Origin of the sequence: Methylobacterium sp. Leaf108 (assembly GCF_001423265.1) — a bacterium.
GTDB lineage: Bacteria > Pseudomonadota > Alphaproteobacteria > Rhizobiales > Beijerinckiaceae > Methylobacterium.
In genome coordinates this window covers 117,770-131,633 of the sequence record NZ_LMND01000035.1, presented here as the reverse complement: position 1 = coordinate 131,633, position 13,864 = coordinate 117,770, and the positions used below count along the sequence as shown (strand labels likewise).

The window sequence follows — 13,864 nt, the reverse complement described above, 5'->3', positions numbered from 1 at the left end:
CCACCCCAACATTGGGTCCCGGCAATACAGCACGCCGGGACTCACAACGCCTGAGGAATGTTTAGCCACAGTGACCACCCTCACGAGCGCTTGATGGCATCACCAGACCGCTGCAGAGCGAAGCTATATCCAGACACGCCTTCATCGATTAATTGGCCAAAGCCGGCCCAACGACCGGCGACGCCGCCCGCGATGTCAGGGCGGACGCAGCCACACTTCTCCTGCCCTACAGCCTCTACTTCATGGTAGCGGCACTTCTTATTCCCCACTACGGTTTGTCCGCCCAGCATGCGGTGCGGCGTCTTCTCTCGGACGTCACCACCGTGCTCACATCACCCAACCGCCAGACCTTTGACACCTACGTCACAAGCCAGCGCTTCCGAACGACGCCTGGCATGCTGAGCCGCGCACTCGTCGATCTGCAGGAATTCAAGCCAGCCCTCGATCTACAGCAACCCAGCTTCGTCGCAGTCGAACTCGACCTACGCCCGCATGCCAACAGTGCCATGCGAGTGTGCAGCGCCGACGGCCACGTTGAAGAGCGTCGGCCGCTTCAGACAGCTCACAGATCACCCTATCACCTCACGGTCAGCACCGCGGACGAGCCGGAGCATGGAGGCCACGACAGCACGTTACTGCTAAGCTTCATCCTTGAACCCATCCACTGCAGCGGCCGGCGACTGGAGACACGGCTGACCATCGCAACCCGCCTCATTCCGGAGTTCTGGTGGTCGCCAACCATCCCCAACGAACTTGCCGCGCTCACGGAGTGGTGGCTGCATCAGCTCAACCTACACCTCGCGACTGCATAGCAAGGTACCGACAAGGACGGCCAACACGCGGTCGCCCGCCTACCTTCGTCGCCCTACCCAACTACCGATACGACCGACGACGGCCGGCCGTCCCAGGCCTGGTATCCGACAGCACCGGCACCACCCGCCGCACACCATCACCAAATGCTGGCCGCATGAGGCGAGGTCAAGTGTTTGAAACTTCAGCGGTCGCATCCGCCTACTGGTGTTCGGATGGCGCCTACACCTGCCCCCGCGACCTCCAGCACAGTCCTTGCCAGCGGCCCCATTACGTTGCGGACATCATTACCGCTTTGCGCCAACAACGGACCTCCGGCCCGCAGGGGCTGAATCGCCGCTTGCGACCCAACTACGCCGTAAGAGCAAGCCAACGTATCTCTTGAAAGCAGACGTTGCAGTCGATCTCGCCGTGCGAGGGCATGATCTCGGATCTCCGCCTTTCAGAGTGGTGACGCCGCCGCATCATTCCTCTGACTGCTCCTGGGTGACGGCCGTATGCCGTGGTTGAGGACGAGTCGGTGGTCACGCTGACGTCACCAATCTTTTTCGTGTGTCAGTGGAATAGACGCGCCCGTTCGGCATCTCTCCCGATGCGGTCATGGTCGACCGCCGGAGACCTCACTCATGCACACCATGCTGATCCGCGCTGCCTTTGCGGCCTTCGCCTTCTCCGCCGTCGCCGCCCAGGCCGCTGCGCCTGCGATGACGGCCGAGACTGCCAAGGGGCCGGCGCTCGTCGATTCCAAGAGCATGACCCTCTACACCTTCGACAAGGACATGGGCGGCAAGTCGATGTGCAACGGCCCCTGCGCCGCCAACTGGCCGGCACTGATGGCCGCCTCCGGCTCGGCTGCTAGTGGCGACTGGACGATGGTGACGCGGGACGACGGGACGATGCAGTGGGCCTACAAGGGCAAGCCGCTCTACACCTTCGCCAAGGATACGAAGCCCGGCGACATCACCGGCGACGGATTCCTCAACGGTGCATGGCACATCGCCAAGCCCTGATCGGTAAAGCCTCGTGGACGAGATCGCCGCCCTCATCGAACCGCAGATCCCAGCGTTGCGGCGCTACGCAGTCGCACTGTTGCGGGACCGCGAAGCGGCGGATGACCTCGTCCAGGACACGTTGGAGCGGGCGTTGTCCGGCTGGTCCGGACGTCGCCGCGACGGCGACCTGCGAGCCTGGCTGTTCACGATCGAGCGCAACCTGTTCCTCGGCACTGTTCGACGCCGGGGCCGGCGCGGCATCGATGTCGGCGCTGAGGCTTTGGAGCAGGTGCCCGATCCGGGTGCCGACCCTGAGGCCGTTATGGGGGCACGCGACGTGCTCACCGGACTCGACGCCCTGCCCGAGGAGCAGCGCTCAGTGCTACTGCTCGTCGCGGTCGAGGATCTGTCTTATGCGGAAGCGGCGCAGGTGCTCGGAGTACCACTGGGCACGGTGATGTCGCGGTTAAGCCGAGCCCGGGAGCGGATGCGAAGTTTTCTGGAAACGGGCCGAATCGGCTTGTTAAGGAGGGTGAAATGAGCGGGGATCCGCGCCCGGTCGGCGAGGACGACCTGCACGGCCTGATCGACGGTCATCTCGAACCGGAGCGGCAGGCGCTGGTCGAGGCATGGCTCAGGGGAAACCCCGCGCGGGCGGCCGAGGTCTCGGCGGATCGCGCCCTGCGCGAGCGCTTGCGTACCCGCCTCGCGCCGATTGCCGAGGAGGCGATCCCGGCGCGGCTCCGGGTGGCCAACATCCGCTCGCGACATCGCCCAATAACCGGGCGCTGGCTTCCGGTCGCGGCTACGGCCGTGTTCTGCCTCGCGGTCGGCGGTGCCGCCGGCTGGTTCGGCCATGCCGCGCGGCAGGTACCCACGGTCACGCTCGCGCGAACCGAGCCGGCGACCGACGACGCAGTGGCGGCCTTCCGCACCTACGTGGTCGAGGCGGTGCATCCGGTGGAGGTGCGCGCCGACGAGAAGCCGCACCTTGTGACGTGGCTCTCGAAGCGCCTCGGCCGGGCGGTGACCACCCCCGACCTCACGGCCTACGGCTTCCGCCTGATGGGCGGGCGGTTGTTGCCCGCTGGGTCCGAATCCGCAGCGATGCTGATGTACGACGACGACCACGGCACCCGGCTGACGCTCTACAGCCGCGTGGGCGATGCGGATGGCCGCACAGTGTTCCGCTTCGCCCGCGAGGGCGACGTCGCCGCTTTCTCCTGGGTCGATGGCGGCATGTCCTACGTCGTCACCGGTCGGACCGACGAGGCCCGGCTGCTCACCGTCGCGCAGGCGGTTGATGCGCAGGTCCGCGGCCTCGCGCCGGATCGGCAGCAGCCATGACCCTCGACCAGCTCCGCATCTTCGTGGCGGTGGCCGAGCGGCAGCACGTGACGCGGGCCGCCGAGGCACTGAACCTCGTCCAGTCGGCGGTCAGCGCGGCGATCGCCAATATCGAGGGGCGTCACGCCACCAAGTTGTTCCACCGGGTCGGCCGCGGGATCGAGCTGACCGAGGCGGGGCGCACGTTCCTTGTCGAGGCCCGTGCCGTGCTCGCCCGGGCGGAGGCCGCCGAACTGGTGCTCGCAGACCTCAGCGGCATGCGACGAGGGACGTTGGCGCTTTACGCCAGCCAGACCATCGCCAGCGACTGGCTGCCGCGCCATCTCGTTGCCTTCCGCCGGGCCTACCCCGAGATCGCTATCCGGCTGGCGGTGGGCAACACCACCGACGCCGCCGACGCGGTCCGCGCCGGGCAGGCCGAACTCGGCTTCGTTGAGGGAGCGCTGGACGACCCGACGCTCGCGAGCACGACCATCGCGCGAGACCAGCTTGTCCTCGTAGTCGCTCCTGGCCATCCCTTCGCCGGGGCTACTGCCCTCGAACTCAAGGAGCTCGCAACGGCCAATTGGGTGCTGCGCGAGGCGGGATCGGGAACCCGCTCGGCTTTCGAGGCGGCGCTCACGGAGGCCGGTCTGGCCGTGGCCCGGCTCCGGGTCACGCTCGAACTGCCTTCTAACGAGGCGGTCCGCGCCGCCGTCGAGGCCGGGGGCGGGGCCGCCGTGCTGTCCGAGACCGTGGTCGCCGCAGCGCTTCGAGCCGGGACCCTGGTACGGGCGGCGTTCGCCCTGCCGAGCCGGCCGTTCCGGGTACTGCGCCACAAGGAGCGCTACCGCAGCCGGGCCGCCGACGCGCTGCTCGATTTGATCGCAACGGCGGATGCCGAATGAGCGAGCCCGCGAAACCCGTGCCGCCAGACGACCCGCGGGTCAGGCTCGCTGAGGACCGGACCGTGCTGGCGGCCGAGCGCACCTTCGTCGCGTGGCTTCGCACCGGGCTCGCCTTCCTCGGCGTCGGCCTCGCCGCGCAGCGCTTCCTGCGAGAGGTGCTCGCGGTCTGGCCGCTGAAGGTGCTGTCGCTGACGCTGATCGCCTGCGCGCTCGCCTCGTTCGCCGGTGCCGTGTGGCGGGACCGGGCGATCCGGGCACGGCTCGCCCATGCCGAGATCCCGATGATGCCGCGCCTCCTCACCGTTGGGATCGCGGCCCTGCTCATCGCGATCTCGGGCCTCGCGGCTACCGCCCTGCTCTGGGCGTGAGGTCAGGCCACCGTGACCCGTACCCGGTGCCAGGCGGCGCTGAGGTAGCCCTTGTAGTTCCAGGTGTCGTCGGGCGCGGCCGGCTGGGTCTGGCCGGCGGAATCCCAGGCCCGCACCGCGAGTTCGTGCTCGCCGGTCGTCAGCTCGCGCTCGATCTCCCAGAACGTCCAGGCGTAGGGCGCGTCGGCATCGCGCTCGATCCGGGCCTGCGCCCAGCTGCGACCGCCATCCGTCGAGACATCGACGCGGGCGACCGCGCGGTCGCTGGCGATGGCGTAGCCGCGGATCGCTTGCCGGCCGGCCTTCAACGCTGCGCCGCGGGCGGGCTCGCAGATCGCGCTGTTGAGCGGCATCGCCTCGATGGTGATGCCGTGGACGGGGTCCGCGGTCTCGGCGGTCACGTCGGGCGGAAACAGCTTGTAGTCGTCGGCCTGCATCGGGTTGTCGGAGGGGTGATCCTGCACCGTGATGCGGGCGAGCCATTTCGGGCTGCGGATGCCGGCAAAGCCCGGCACCACCACTCGCAACGGATGGCCGTGCTCGGGGGCGAGAGGCTCGCCGTTCATCGCGAAGGCGAGCAGCGTCTCGGGGGCCAGCGCCTTGGCGAGCGGGATCGAGGCGCCGAAGCGCGTGTCCGTGTCCGCGATCCGGTCGTGGCTCTCGAAGGCGACGTGACGTGCGCCCCCCGCGTCGAGGCCGGCCGCGCGCAGCACGTCGGCGAGGCGCACGCCGGTCCATTCCGCGTTGCCGATGGCGCCGGCCGCCCACGGGTCACCGGAGACCGGCGCCACCGCCAACATGTCGGCCCGGCGGTTGCCGGCGCATTGCATCACCGCCGTGACGGTGACGTGCGCGAAGCGTGCCTTCAGATCGGCGACGGACAGTTCGAGCGGCGTCACGACCATCCCGTCGACGGTCAGGCGGTAGCTGTCGGCGTCGAGGTCCGGGATATCACCGTGGCTGCGAACGTAGAAGTCGGCCTGATCGGTGAGGAAGGCCGCGCGCAGGCGATCGAGCGGCGGCTCGGCGTTGTAGGGCGCCTTGCCGTGGACGATGAGGCGGTCCTTGCGCTGGAACAGGCCGAGCATGGGGTCTTTGTCCTGCGTTCGTGAGGTGTCGACGACGAGAACGCGCCGGGAACCGACAAGGCCCCCGGCGCGCGTCGCCTCAGGGCTTCATCGTCGAGATGACCGCGTTCTTCGCCCGGTCCACCACGGCGACGCTGAGGTCGCGGTTGAGGACGTAGGCGTGGGCGTTGTCGGCCGAGAACGCGATCGCCTGGCGCGGCTCGTTCAGGCCGGTCACCGTGGCGACGACCTTGAGGGTGCCGGTGTCGATCACCGAGAGCGAGTTGTCCTTGAGGTTGCCCGAATAGACGAAGTGCCCGTCCGGGGTCAGCGCGGCGCCGTAGGGGTCCTTGCCCACTGCCACCTCGGAGGTGACCTTACGGGCGGCGACATCGATCACGCCGATGGTGTTGCGGCCGCTGTTGGCGGCAAACAGCGTCTTACCGTCCTTGGTGATCGAGATGGCGCGCAGCTTGTCGAACCCGGCGATCTCGCCGGTGATCTTGTTGGTGGCGGTATCGACCAACGTGATCTTGTCGCCGAGGAAGTTCGTCACGAACACGGTCTTGCCGTCAGGCGACAGCTTCACGCCCTGGCGCGGCTGCGAGAAGCCGGGGATCACGGCCTCGGCGAGCATGGTCCTGGTGTCGAACACGGTCAGCGTGCTCGCGGCCTCGTTGTTGACGTAGAGCTTGGCCCCATCGGCCGAGAGCACCGTGCCGAACGCGCCGGGGCCGGCGGCGAGAACGCCGGCTTCCTTGCCGGTGGCGGTCTCATAGACCGTGATCCGGCCCGTGCCGCTGTCGGAGACGTAGAAGCGGGCGCCGTCCGGCGCGAACACGATGTTGCGCGGCGTGACGAAGCCGTCGAGGCGGCGCAGCACCGTGCCCTTCGCGACGTCGTAGACGATGACGGCGCTCTCCTCGCTGTTCGACACAGCGGCCACGGTCCCAGCGGCGTTCAGCGCCAGGGCGTTGTTCTTGATCGCGCCGTCGAAGCCGGCGGCGAACCCGGGCTGGGCCTGGGCGAGGAGCAAGGCGGCTCCGGCGAGGAGGGTGCGGAGGCTGGTGCGGACGTGGGTCATGAAGCGTGTCTCTCTGGCATGCGCGCTCGTTCGGCGGCCGGGGCCTGCCGTGAGGGCTGGTTCGAAATCGGATTGCGTGATGCGAGACCGGTTTGGCCGTGCATCGCCCTGGGGAGATGCCGGAGGGCGCGGTCTATTCCCCGAGGCCGGCGAAAAAAACGCGGCGGCCTCGGGATTCGGGGGTTCAGGGCGTCGGCTTCAACGCCGTGAGGTAGTCGACGATGGTCTGCACGTCGGCCGGATCGACCGGTGCCTTGTAGACGTGAACCATCTTGTTCACGGTCTCGGTCCACTGCGCCTTCGTGAGCTTGGGCTGGGTCAGCACCATCCCGGCCGAGTGGCAGGCGAGGCAGTTGTTGTTGACGGCCTCCGCCCCCGGCCCGTCGGGGAAAATCCGGTCGGAGGTCGGAAATTCGATCGATTGCGAGGTGAAGCGCATCGGCTCGGGAGCTGGGGCGGCGAGCGCCACCAGAGGAGACAGGGCGAGCGCGGCGATCAGGGCCGCCGGATGGATCGGGTTCATGGCTGTTCTCCTCAAGCGGCCTGGAAGGACACGGTCTCGATGCCGTTCTGCATGAAGCCGGCCCCGTTCCAGACCCGGTCCAGGGGCTGCGCGACGCCGTTGGTGTTGGTGCAGCGGACCCTGACCGTGTGGCTGCCGACAGCCAATGCCGGCAAGCTGCCGTCGAAGCGGCGGAAGCTGTAGGGACCCTCGTCCGCGCCTAGCTGCGCCGGGAACCACGTCGCGCCGCCGTCGCCTGAGAAGTCCACCGCCTTCACCCCGCAATCGCCGCCGAAGGCGATGCCGCGCAACGCCACCGGCGTTCCGGCCGCCACCTTGGCGCCGTCCTGCAGGTTGGTGACGAACGAGCGCGGCACCATCCTGTTGATCGGCACCGTCTTGAAGCCGGTCTGGCCGGGCTTGATGTTAGCGCCCGGCACGTCAGGAATGCGGTAGGCGGTCTTCATCCAATACCCGTCGTCGGGTTTGTCCAGCACCTCGATGTCGGACAGCATCTTGACCCAGTAGGTCGAGTACCAGCCCGGCACTACGAGCCGGAGCGGGAAACCATTAAGCAGCGGCAATTGCTCGCCGTTCATCGCGTAGGCGATCATCACCTCACCATTGTTGGCGTGGTCGAGATCGAGCGACTTCTTGAAGTCGGGCGCGTCGTCGACCACCGGCTCGTCGAGGCCGTTGAAGCGGACCTGCACGGCACCGGCCTTCACCCCGGCCTTTTCGAGCACGTCCCTGAGGCGCACGCCGGTCCAGCGGGCGTTGCCCATCGAGCCGTTGGCCCATTGCGCGCCGGGCACCCGCGGCTCGAACAGCCCGCGCGAATTGCCCGAGCACTGGTTCACCGCGGCGATCTCGAAGCGCGGCAGGCCGGCGATGGCGTCGAGCGAGAGCGAGAGTTCCTTGTCGACGTGGCCGTGGACCTTAAGCCGGAAGGTGCCGGCGTCGACTTCGGTCGGGATCGAGGCCCAGTGCCAGCGCACGTAGAAGCGGTCGTTGGGCGTGAACACGCCCTCGTCGAACACCGAGAACGGCGTCTCCAGCAGCGGCGGATGGGTGCGTTGAAGGATCATCTCGGCCTTGCCCGGAAAGGCGGTGGTCAGCGCCCGCTCGTCCGGGCCGCCAGGCAGCGGAAGCTTCACCGAGCCCGCGGCCCAGGCCGGCATCGCGGCGGCGAGGCTGCCAACCCCTAGGCCACCCAGGACGAGGCGGCGGTTCAACGGTTCGTGCAGATGGCGCATGATGTCTCCCTGGAATCGTTTGTTGGGCCGCGTCGGCCGGTCGCTAGATCTCGGTGTCGCCGTCGGCGGACGGCATTGGCGTCGGTCGGGACGGTTCGGTCTCGCCGCCGGAAACTCGGGTCGTCGATCCATGTCATCCCGGCAAAGAGGCGTCTTCCCCGTGAAGGAGATGCTACGGCGAGACGATTATTCCATCCGATGATCGTTTGAGATTTCAACGATCTCCGATTGCGATCATCCGAAGATTTCCGATCTCCGATCAATGGCGGGCGGGCGGGTCAGATGATTGTCAGCCAGACGGTGCCGACGGCGGCGACGGTCAGGGCGACCGTCCAGAACAGGACCCAGCGCATGTGACCGCTGGTCTCGCCCTGCCGGGCCTCGTCGGTGGTCTCGAAGGTGGGTCGGGTCATGATGGATCTCCCTGCCATTCGGGTGGTCGAAGGCTTCACGCGCCGCCGGACGGATGCCCGGCGGCCAAGGGGGCGCTGTCAGCGTCCGATCAGTTCCCGCGCCGGGCCGCCGGTCTCCTGGCCGCGGCCACGGGCGTAGGCCGGGAGCGCCGGGTTCTTGGCGTTGGCGCCATCGGCATCGCCGTAGATCGGTGCGGATGGGCTGATGATGGAGTGGGCCTGCGGAGCGCGGAGGCCCTGGGCCTGCGAGAGGACCGTCATGCCGACGAGGGCGGAGGCGGCGAGGGCGACGGCGGCGATCGTACGTGTCATGGTCGATATCCTTCTGGTGGGGTCGTCACGTCGGTTCGTGATCACAAGAAGGTAGCGGCCGATAATCATTCGTTCCAATAGTTTGATTAGCTAGTTATAATCGATTGTTTTGATGATTAAGCGCCGCTTGCGAGCTGCTATCTATCGAGGCGGCGCGCGATGCGGGGTCGTGCTAGAGCCAGTGCGTTGACCCTCCGAAGCCCGAGAGCGCCCCGTGTCGGAATCCAGTCTGCTGGCGATCAGCACAGGCCTGAAGCCGCTCTCTCGCCTCCAGCATCCGCGGGACGTGATCCGGCAATTCACGCCGAACTGGTTCACCGTGGTGATGGGCACTGGCGTGGTCGCCTTGGCCCTCGACCGTCTGCCGGCGACGCATGCCCTGCTGGCCCCTGTCCCGCTCGGGCTCTGGCTCGCCTCCGTCGTGCTCTTCGCCACCTTCTGCCTAGTCTACGGCGCGCGTTGGATCTTCTACTTCGATGGCGCCCGACGGATCTTCGGACACTCGACGGTGTCGATGTTCTTCGGGGCGATCCCGATGGCACTTGCGACGCTGCTGAACGGGCTACTGATATTCGGTCCACCGTATCTCGGCGCCGAGACCGTCCGCATCGCCCTGCCTCTGTGGTGGTTCGACGTGGCGCTCGCTCTGATCTGTGCTGTCGCGATCCCCTACCTGATGTTCACCCGCCAGGAGCACCGCATCGACCAGATGACGGCCGTCTGGCTGCTGCCAGTGGTGACAGCCGAGGTCGTCGCCGTCTCCGGTGGCCTGCTCGCTCCAGCCTTGAATGGCGAGAGCCAACAACTCGCCGTCATCGTCACGAGCTTTGTGCTCTGGGGCGTCTCGGTCCCGCTGGCGCTGAGCATCCTGGCGATCCTGGTGCTGCGCATGGCGCTGCACAACTTGCCACCGCGGGAGATGGCCGCATCGAGCTGGCTCTCCCTCGGTCCGCTCGGAACCGGGGCGCTCGGCCTGCTCGTGCTGGGGCAGGCCGGTGGCCCGATCCTCGCGGCGGACGGTTTTGCCGGAGCTCCGGACATCCTCAGGATCGTGGGCCTCATCGGCGCACTGATTCTCTGGGGCTATGGGGCCTGGTGGTTCCTGCTCTCGCTCGCCGTCACCGTGCGCTACCTGCGCGCCGGCGTTCCGTTCAACCTCGGCTGGTGGGGCTACATCTTCCCGCTCGGCGTCTATGCCCTGGCAACCCTGCGGATCGGCGAAGTGACGGCACTCAGCGGGTTCGCCTGGCTCGGAGCGGGCCTCGTCGGCCTGCTGACCCTACTCTGGCTGATCGTGTCCGTGCGCACGTTGCGCGGGGCCTATCGCGGGGAGCTCTTCGTCTCGCCCTGCCTCGCCGGGGCCTGACCGGGCCTCGGGCGCATCCGATCGGTTCAAGCGAGGCCCAGCACGCGGATTAGACCGAGGCTGACGGCGCCGAGTGCGACGAGCGAGGCGACCACCGCCAGGGTCACCCGCGCCCCGGCCTTGGCGACGCTGCGCACATCGACCCCGAGGCCGAGCGCCGCCATCGAGACCACGGTGAGCAGATTGGCGGTCTCCGACATCGGCGCGAGCGCGACCTGCGGAACCAGCCCGGCCGAGCGAAGGCCCGCGAGCGCAAGAAAGGCGAGGATGAACCACGGCACCAGGCGGTGAATCGCGAGGCTGCCGCGGGCCGGGCGGTCGCCGGCGGTGACGCCGGGGGCGGCCTCGTCGGTTTCCTCGCGCAGCCGGCTCGCACCGAGCGAGAGCATCAGGACGACCGGGCCTAGCATCAGCACCCGGACGAGCTTCACCAGGGTTCCGACCTGGACGCTGAGCGCCGCGACCGGCGCGGTGGCGGCGAGGACCTGCGGAACAGCGTAGACGGTGAGGCCGGCGAGCACGCCGTACTGCATCGGCGACAGACCGAGCAGCGGCACCAGCAGCGGCAGGCCGAGCACCACCAGCACGCCCAGCACCGCGGTGAAGGCGATGGAGGCGGCGACGTCCTCGCCGTCGGCGCCGATCACCGGTGCCGTGGCCGCGATCGCCGAGTTGCCGCAGATCGAGTTTCCGCATGCGACGAGGATTGCCATGCGCGGATGCAGCCCGAGTGCCCGGCCGATGCCATAGCTCGACAGGATCGCGACCACGACGACGCCCGCGATGCCGAAAAGTAGACCCGGTCCGGCGGCGAGGATCGTCGCGAGGCTGAGCGACGCGCCGAGTAGTACGACCGCGATCTCCAGCACGGTCTTGGCCCCGAAGGCGATGCCGGGAAAGAAACGCTGCGACGGGGTCCAGGCGGTGCGGATCGCGCTCCCGAGCAGGATCGCCAGCACCAAGGCTTCAAGCCAGGCACGACCGAACAGTTGCGTCTCGACGGCCTCGAAGCCGATCGCTGCGGCGGTGACCGCCACGCAGAGGCCCAGTCCCGGAAGGATAGCTCTCGTGCCGGCCAAGGCACGCGTCGAACGAGAGTGGGAGAAAAGTCTGGGCGCGGACATGGATGGCTCCGATGTGATGCCGGAAAATCCCATGTCCCTTTCATTCAATCCAACGGAATGATTAGATGCTTCCCATCAACGGAATAGATGAAATGAGGACCCCTTCAGAGTTTGCCGAGACCCATTGTGGGGGGCCGACAGGCGGATTCACCCGTCGATCCAGCGGGCCTTGATCGTCGTGTCCGCAGCAAGCTCATAGATCCTGACGGAACCCGTCGCGAGTTCGAGGTGCTCGACCTCCGCGGGGCTCAGGTCTTCAAGCGCCATGACAAGCGCCCGCAGGCAATTGCCGTGGGCGACGACGAGCACGTCTCCGCCCATAACCGCCGGCAGGATGGTTCGGAGGTAGCATGGGACGATGCGGGCGACGGTATCGCGCAGGCTCTCACCGTTCGGCGGCGCCTCGGCGTAGGAGCGGCGCCAGGTCTCGATCCGCTCCGCCCCCCAGCGCGCATCGGCGGCGATCTTGTCGAGCCCGCTGAGGTCGCCGTAGTCTCGCTCGTCGAGCGCGGCGAAGCGTTGGGGGACCAATCCGGGTTGCCCGAGCGCATCGAGGATGAGCCGGCCGCTCACGACGGCCCGCGTCAGCGTCGAGGTGAAGGCTGCGGAAAAGCGCCAGCTGCGCTCGGCCAAACGCCGCCCGGCTGCCTCGGCTTCCATCCGGCCCTGCTCGGTCAAGGGCGAATCCAGCAATCCCGTGAACAGGCCGGATCGGTTGGCTACGCTCTGGCCATGCCGGACCAGCACGAGATGTCGCGTGACCGGGGCTTTGCAATCGTGAATCACGCTGTCTCCCGAAGCAGAGCACTTTCGCGCCGGTCGCATCGCCTCTGATGAAGTCGGCATCCGGCTTTAACGAACTTCGACCATGCGATGGGTTGGACCGTCCATCCGGAGACGGCGGGTCATCCTAGGTCCGCTTAAGAACGTCTTGCGACTGAAAGCAGCCAAGCTGCTTCCCACCCAACCCAGTCGTAAAGCGGAGGGTCAGGACACGATCCTTCCTCGCCGTAGAACCCGTAATTACCCACCCCCGCGATGATAGGGTTCAGGCGCCGACGGTCTTGAGGATGGTGCCGAACGGGCTGGCGCCGGTGAGGCGCGCGGTATCGACGACGGTGCGGATATCGGCCTCACCCTCGGCCGCCCACATCGCGCGGTAGCCGTTGGTCATCTTCCGCTGGATCACGGACGGGCGCAGCAGCCGCTCGCTGCCATTGTTTGTCGGCTCGACCGCGCCGGGATGGGCGAGGAAGACGAGCAGCTGATGGCGAGCCCGGCCGATCTTGGCTTGCAGGTCGCGGGTCAGGTCGCAGCTACTTCGTGTGCCCAGGATGGCGCCGAGTTGCCGATCCAAGGTCCGACGCTTGGCCGTCAGGGTCGAGATCGCGAAGTCGGTGACGTGCTCGGCCAGGGTGAATACGGATCGCAACCAGAGCTGCAGTCGCCAGGGTACGGGATCATCGCTGGTCTCGACGGCGTAGGCGACGTCGCGGGCGAGATGGGCAAGGCAGGTCTGGTGCGCGGCGGCATGGCCCTGCTGAGCCGTGTAGCGGTCCGAGATCCACACCGCCGGCCGATGCCCGTCCATCATCTCCCGCACCACGACGCCCCCCCGCGTTGGCGAGGTCGTGTGCACCACGGCTTGGGTCGAATGGAACACCCAGTGAAAGGCGTTGCTGCCCTCGATGCGCACGCCGGTCTCGTCCGAGGCGACCACCGTGGCTTGGCGCAGGGTCGAGACGGCCTCGTCGCGACCGGAGCGGAAGCACTTCTGCGCGCGCTGGAGCAGGTTCATCAGCCCACCCTGGCTGAGCGTGAGCCCGAACAGGTCGGAGAGCGCCGCCTGCAACCGCTCGTAGGAAAGCGCCTGGAAGGTCTTGAGATACGTCGCCACCGCATGCAGTCGCGGGCCGAAGGGCGTGCCGCGCGCCGCCGCCGGAACCGGTGCGATCACGCGCGCCCCGCAGGTCGGGCACTGCACCGCCAGCCGTTGATGCTGGGTGACGACCGGTGCGACTTCCGGCAGCTCGATCCGCTCGGACACGCTGACGACCTCGGCGGGAAGGTCCCCGTGCAGTCCGCCGCCGCAGCACGCGCAGCGATCAGGGCGATGCGCGACGACGCCATCGGGATCCTCGCTCATCACGCGGCTGTGGCCCTCGTGGCCAGGCTTCGCCCCGCCGGGTTTGGCCTGCTCGCGCCGCTCCTTGCGATCCGTCGCGGGCGGCTTCGAAGACGTGCGTGAGGTCTTCTCCGGGCGCTGCATCCGCAGCACCAGCTCGATCAGCTCCTCACGGCTCAGCCGTTCAAGATCGCTTCGGCCCATCCCACGA

At 67.8% G+C, this 13,864-nt stretch carries 16 protein-coding genes; 7 read left to right on the top strand and 9 right to left on the bottom strand.

Annotated elements, in window-relative coordinates; genetic code table 11:
• Positions 1–152 precede the first annotated feature (152 nt).
• The 6 genes from ASF39_RS19400 (at position 153) to ASF39_RS19375 (ending at position 4,404) form a co-directional block, all read left to right on the top strand.
• Entirely contained in the window at positions 153–812 is a 660-nt protein-coding gene (locus tag ASF39_RS19400; RefSeq protein ID WP_056286904.1) for a hypothetical protein, read from the top strand.
• A 624-nt stretch (positions 813–1,436) separates the two neighbouring features.
• The gene (locus tag ASF39_RS19395) at positions 1,437–1,820 is read left to right on the top strand and encodes a hypothetical protein (protein ID WP_055882999.1); all 384 of its coding nucleotides are present in this window, start codon (positions 1,437–1,439) and stop codon (positions 1,818–1,820) included.
• A gap of 13 nt (positions 1,821–1,833) precedes the next feature.
• Entirely contained in the window at positions 1,834–2,343 is a 510-nt protein-coding gene (locus ASF39_RS19390; protein ID WP_055882997.1) for an RNA polymerase sigma factor, read from the top strand.
• Positions 2,340–3,149, top strand: coding sequence for an anti-sigma factor (locus ASF39_RS19385; RefSeq protein ID WP_055882995.1), 810 nt, complete (start codon positions 2,340–2,342; stop codon positions 3,147–3,149). The genes ASF39_RS19390 and ASF39_RS19385 overlap by 4 nt, the downstream gene beginning before the upstream one ends.
• Entirely contained in the window at positions 3,146–4,036 is an 891-nt protein-coding gene (locus ASF39_RS19380; RefSeq protein WP_055882992.1) for a LysR family transcriptional regulator, read from the top strand. The genes ASF39_RS19385 and ASF39_RS19380 overlap by 4 nt, the downstream gene beginning before the upstream one ends.
• Entirely contained in the window at positions 4,033–4,404 is a 372-nt protein-coding gene (locus tag ASF39_RS19375; RefSeq protein ID WP_055882989.1) for a DUF202 domain-containing protein, read from the top strand. The genes ASF39_RS19380 and ASF39_RS19375 overlap by 4 nt, the downstream gene beginning before the upstream one ends.
• Before the next feature lie 2 nt (positions 4,405–4,406).
• On the opposite strand, the gene ASF39_RS19370 is transcribed toward ASF39_RS19375, so the two are convergent.
• The 6 genes from ASF39_RS19370 to ASF39_RS19350 all read right to left on the bottom strand — a co-directional run bounded on the left by ASF39_RS19370 (position 4,407) and on the right by ASF39_RS19350 (position 9,038).
• Positions 4,407–5,492, bottom strand: coding sequence for a sulfite oxidase (locus tag ASF39_RS19370; RefSeq protein ID WP_055882987.1), 1,086 nt, complete (start codon positions 5,490–5,492; stop codon positions 4,407–4,409).
• 79 nt (positions 5,493–5,571) lie between these two features.
• Positions 5,572–6,555, bottom strand: a complete 984-nt coding sequence (locus ASF39_RS19365; RefSeq protein ID WP_055882985.1) for a beta-propeller fold lactonase family protein — start codon at positions 6,553–6,555, stop codon at positions 5,572–5,574.
• Positions 6,556–6,739: 184 nt separating this feature from the next.
• Positions 6,740–7,078: a cytochrome c gene (locus ASF39_RS19360; RefSeq protein ID WP_055882983.1), complete on the bottom strand. Its 339-nt coding sequence runs from the start codon at positions 7,076–7,078 to the stop codon at positions 6,740–6,742.
• A gap of 11 nt (positions 7,079–7,089) precedes the next feature.
• Positions 7,090–8,313 (bottom strand): molybdopterin-dependent oxidoreductase, encoded by a 1,224-nt coding sequence (locus ASF39_RS19355; RefSeq protein ID WP_056286902.1) that lies wholly within the window; start codon positions 8,311–8,313, stop codon positions 7,090–7,092.
• A gap of 278 nt (positions 8,314–8,591) precedes the next feature.
• On the bottom strand, positions 8,592–8,726 hold the full coding sequence (locus ASF39_RS22610; RefSeq protein ID WP_274533822.1) for a hypothetical protein: 135 nt from the start codon (positions 8,724–8,726) through the stop codon (positions 8,592–8,594).
• Between the two features lie 78 nt (positions 8,727–8,804).
• Positions 8,805–9,038 (bottom strand): hypothetical protein, encoded by a 234-nt coding sequence (locus ASF39_RS19350; RefSeq protein WP_055882978.1) that lies wholly within the window; start codon positions 9,036–9,038, stop codon positions 8,805–8,807.
• A 214-nt stretch (positions 9,039–9,252) separates the two neighbouring features.
• On the opposite strand from ASF39_RS19350, the gene ASF39_RS19345 reads away from it, so the two are divergent.
• On the top strand, positions 9,253–10,404 hold the full coding sequence (locus ASF39_RS19345) for a TDT family transporter (protein ID WP_055882976.1): 1,152 nt from the start codon (positions 9,253–9,255) through the stop codon (positions 10,402–10,404).
• Positions 10,405–10,430: 26 nt separating this feature from the next.
• On the opposite strand, the gene ASF39_RS19340 is transcribed toward ASF39_RS19345, so the two are convergent.
• From ASF39_RS19340 to ASF39_RS19330, 3 genes are all read right to left on the bottom strand, one after another.
• Positions 10,431–11,528, bottom strand: coding sequence for a putative sulfate exporter family transporter (locus ASF39_RS19340; protein WP_055882974.1), 1,098 nt, complete (start codon positions 11,526–11,528; stop codon positions 10,431–10,433).
• A 147-nt stretch (positions 11,529–11,675) separates the two neighbouring features.
• A complete protein-coding gene (locus tag ASF39_RS19335; RefSeq protein ID WP_055882972.1) occupies positions 11,676–12,314 on the bottom strand; it encodes a 2,3-bisphosphoglycerate-dependent phosphoglycerate mutase in 639 nt (212 codons plus the stop codon).
• Positions 12,315–12,576: 262 nt separating this feature from the next.
• A complete protein-coding gene (locus tag ASF39_RS19330) occupies positions 12,577–13,857 on the bottom strand; it encodes an IS66 family transposase (RefSeq protein WP_055882970.1) in 1,281 nt (426 codons plus the stop codon).
• Between the last annotated feature and the right edge of the window lie 7 nt (positions 13,858–13,864).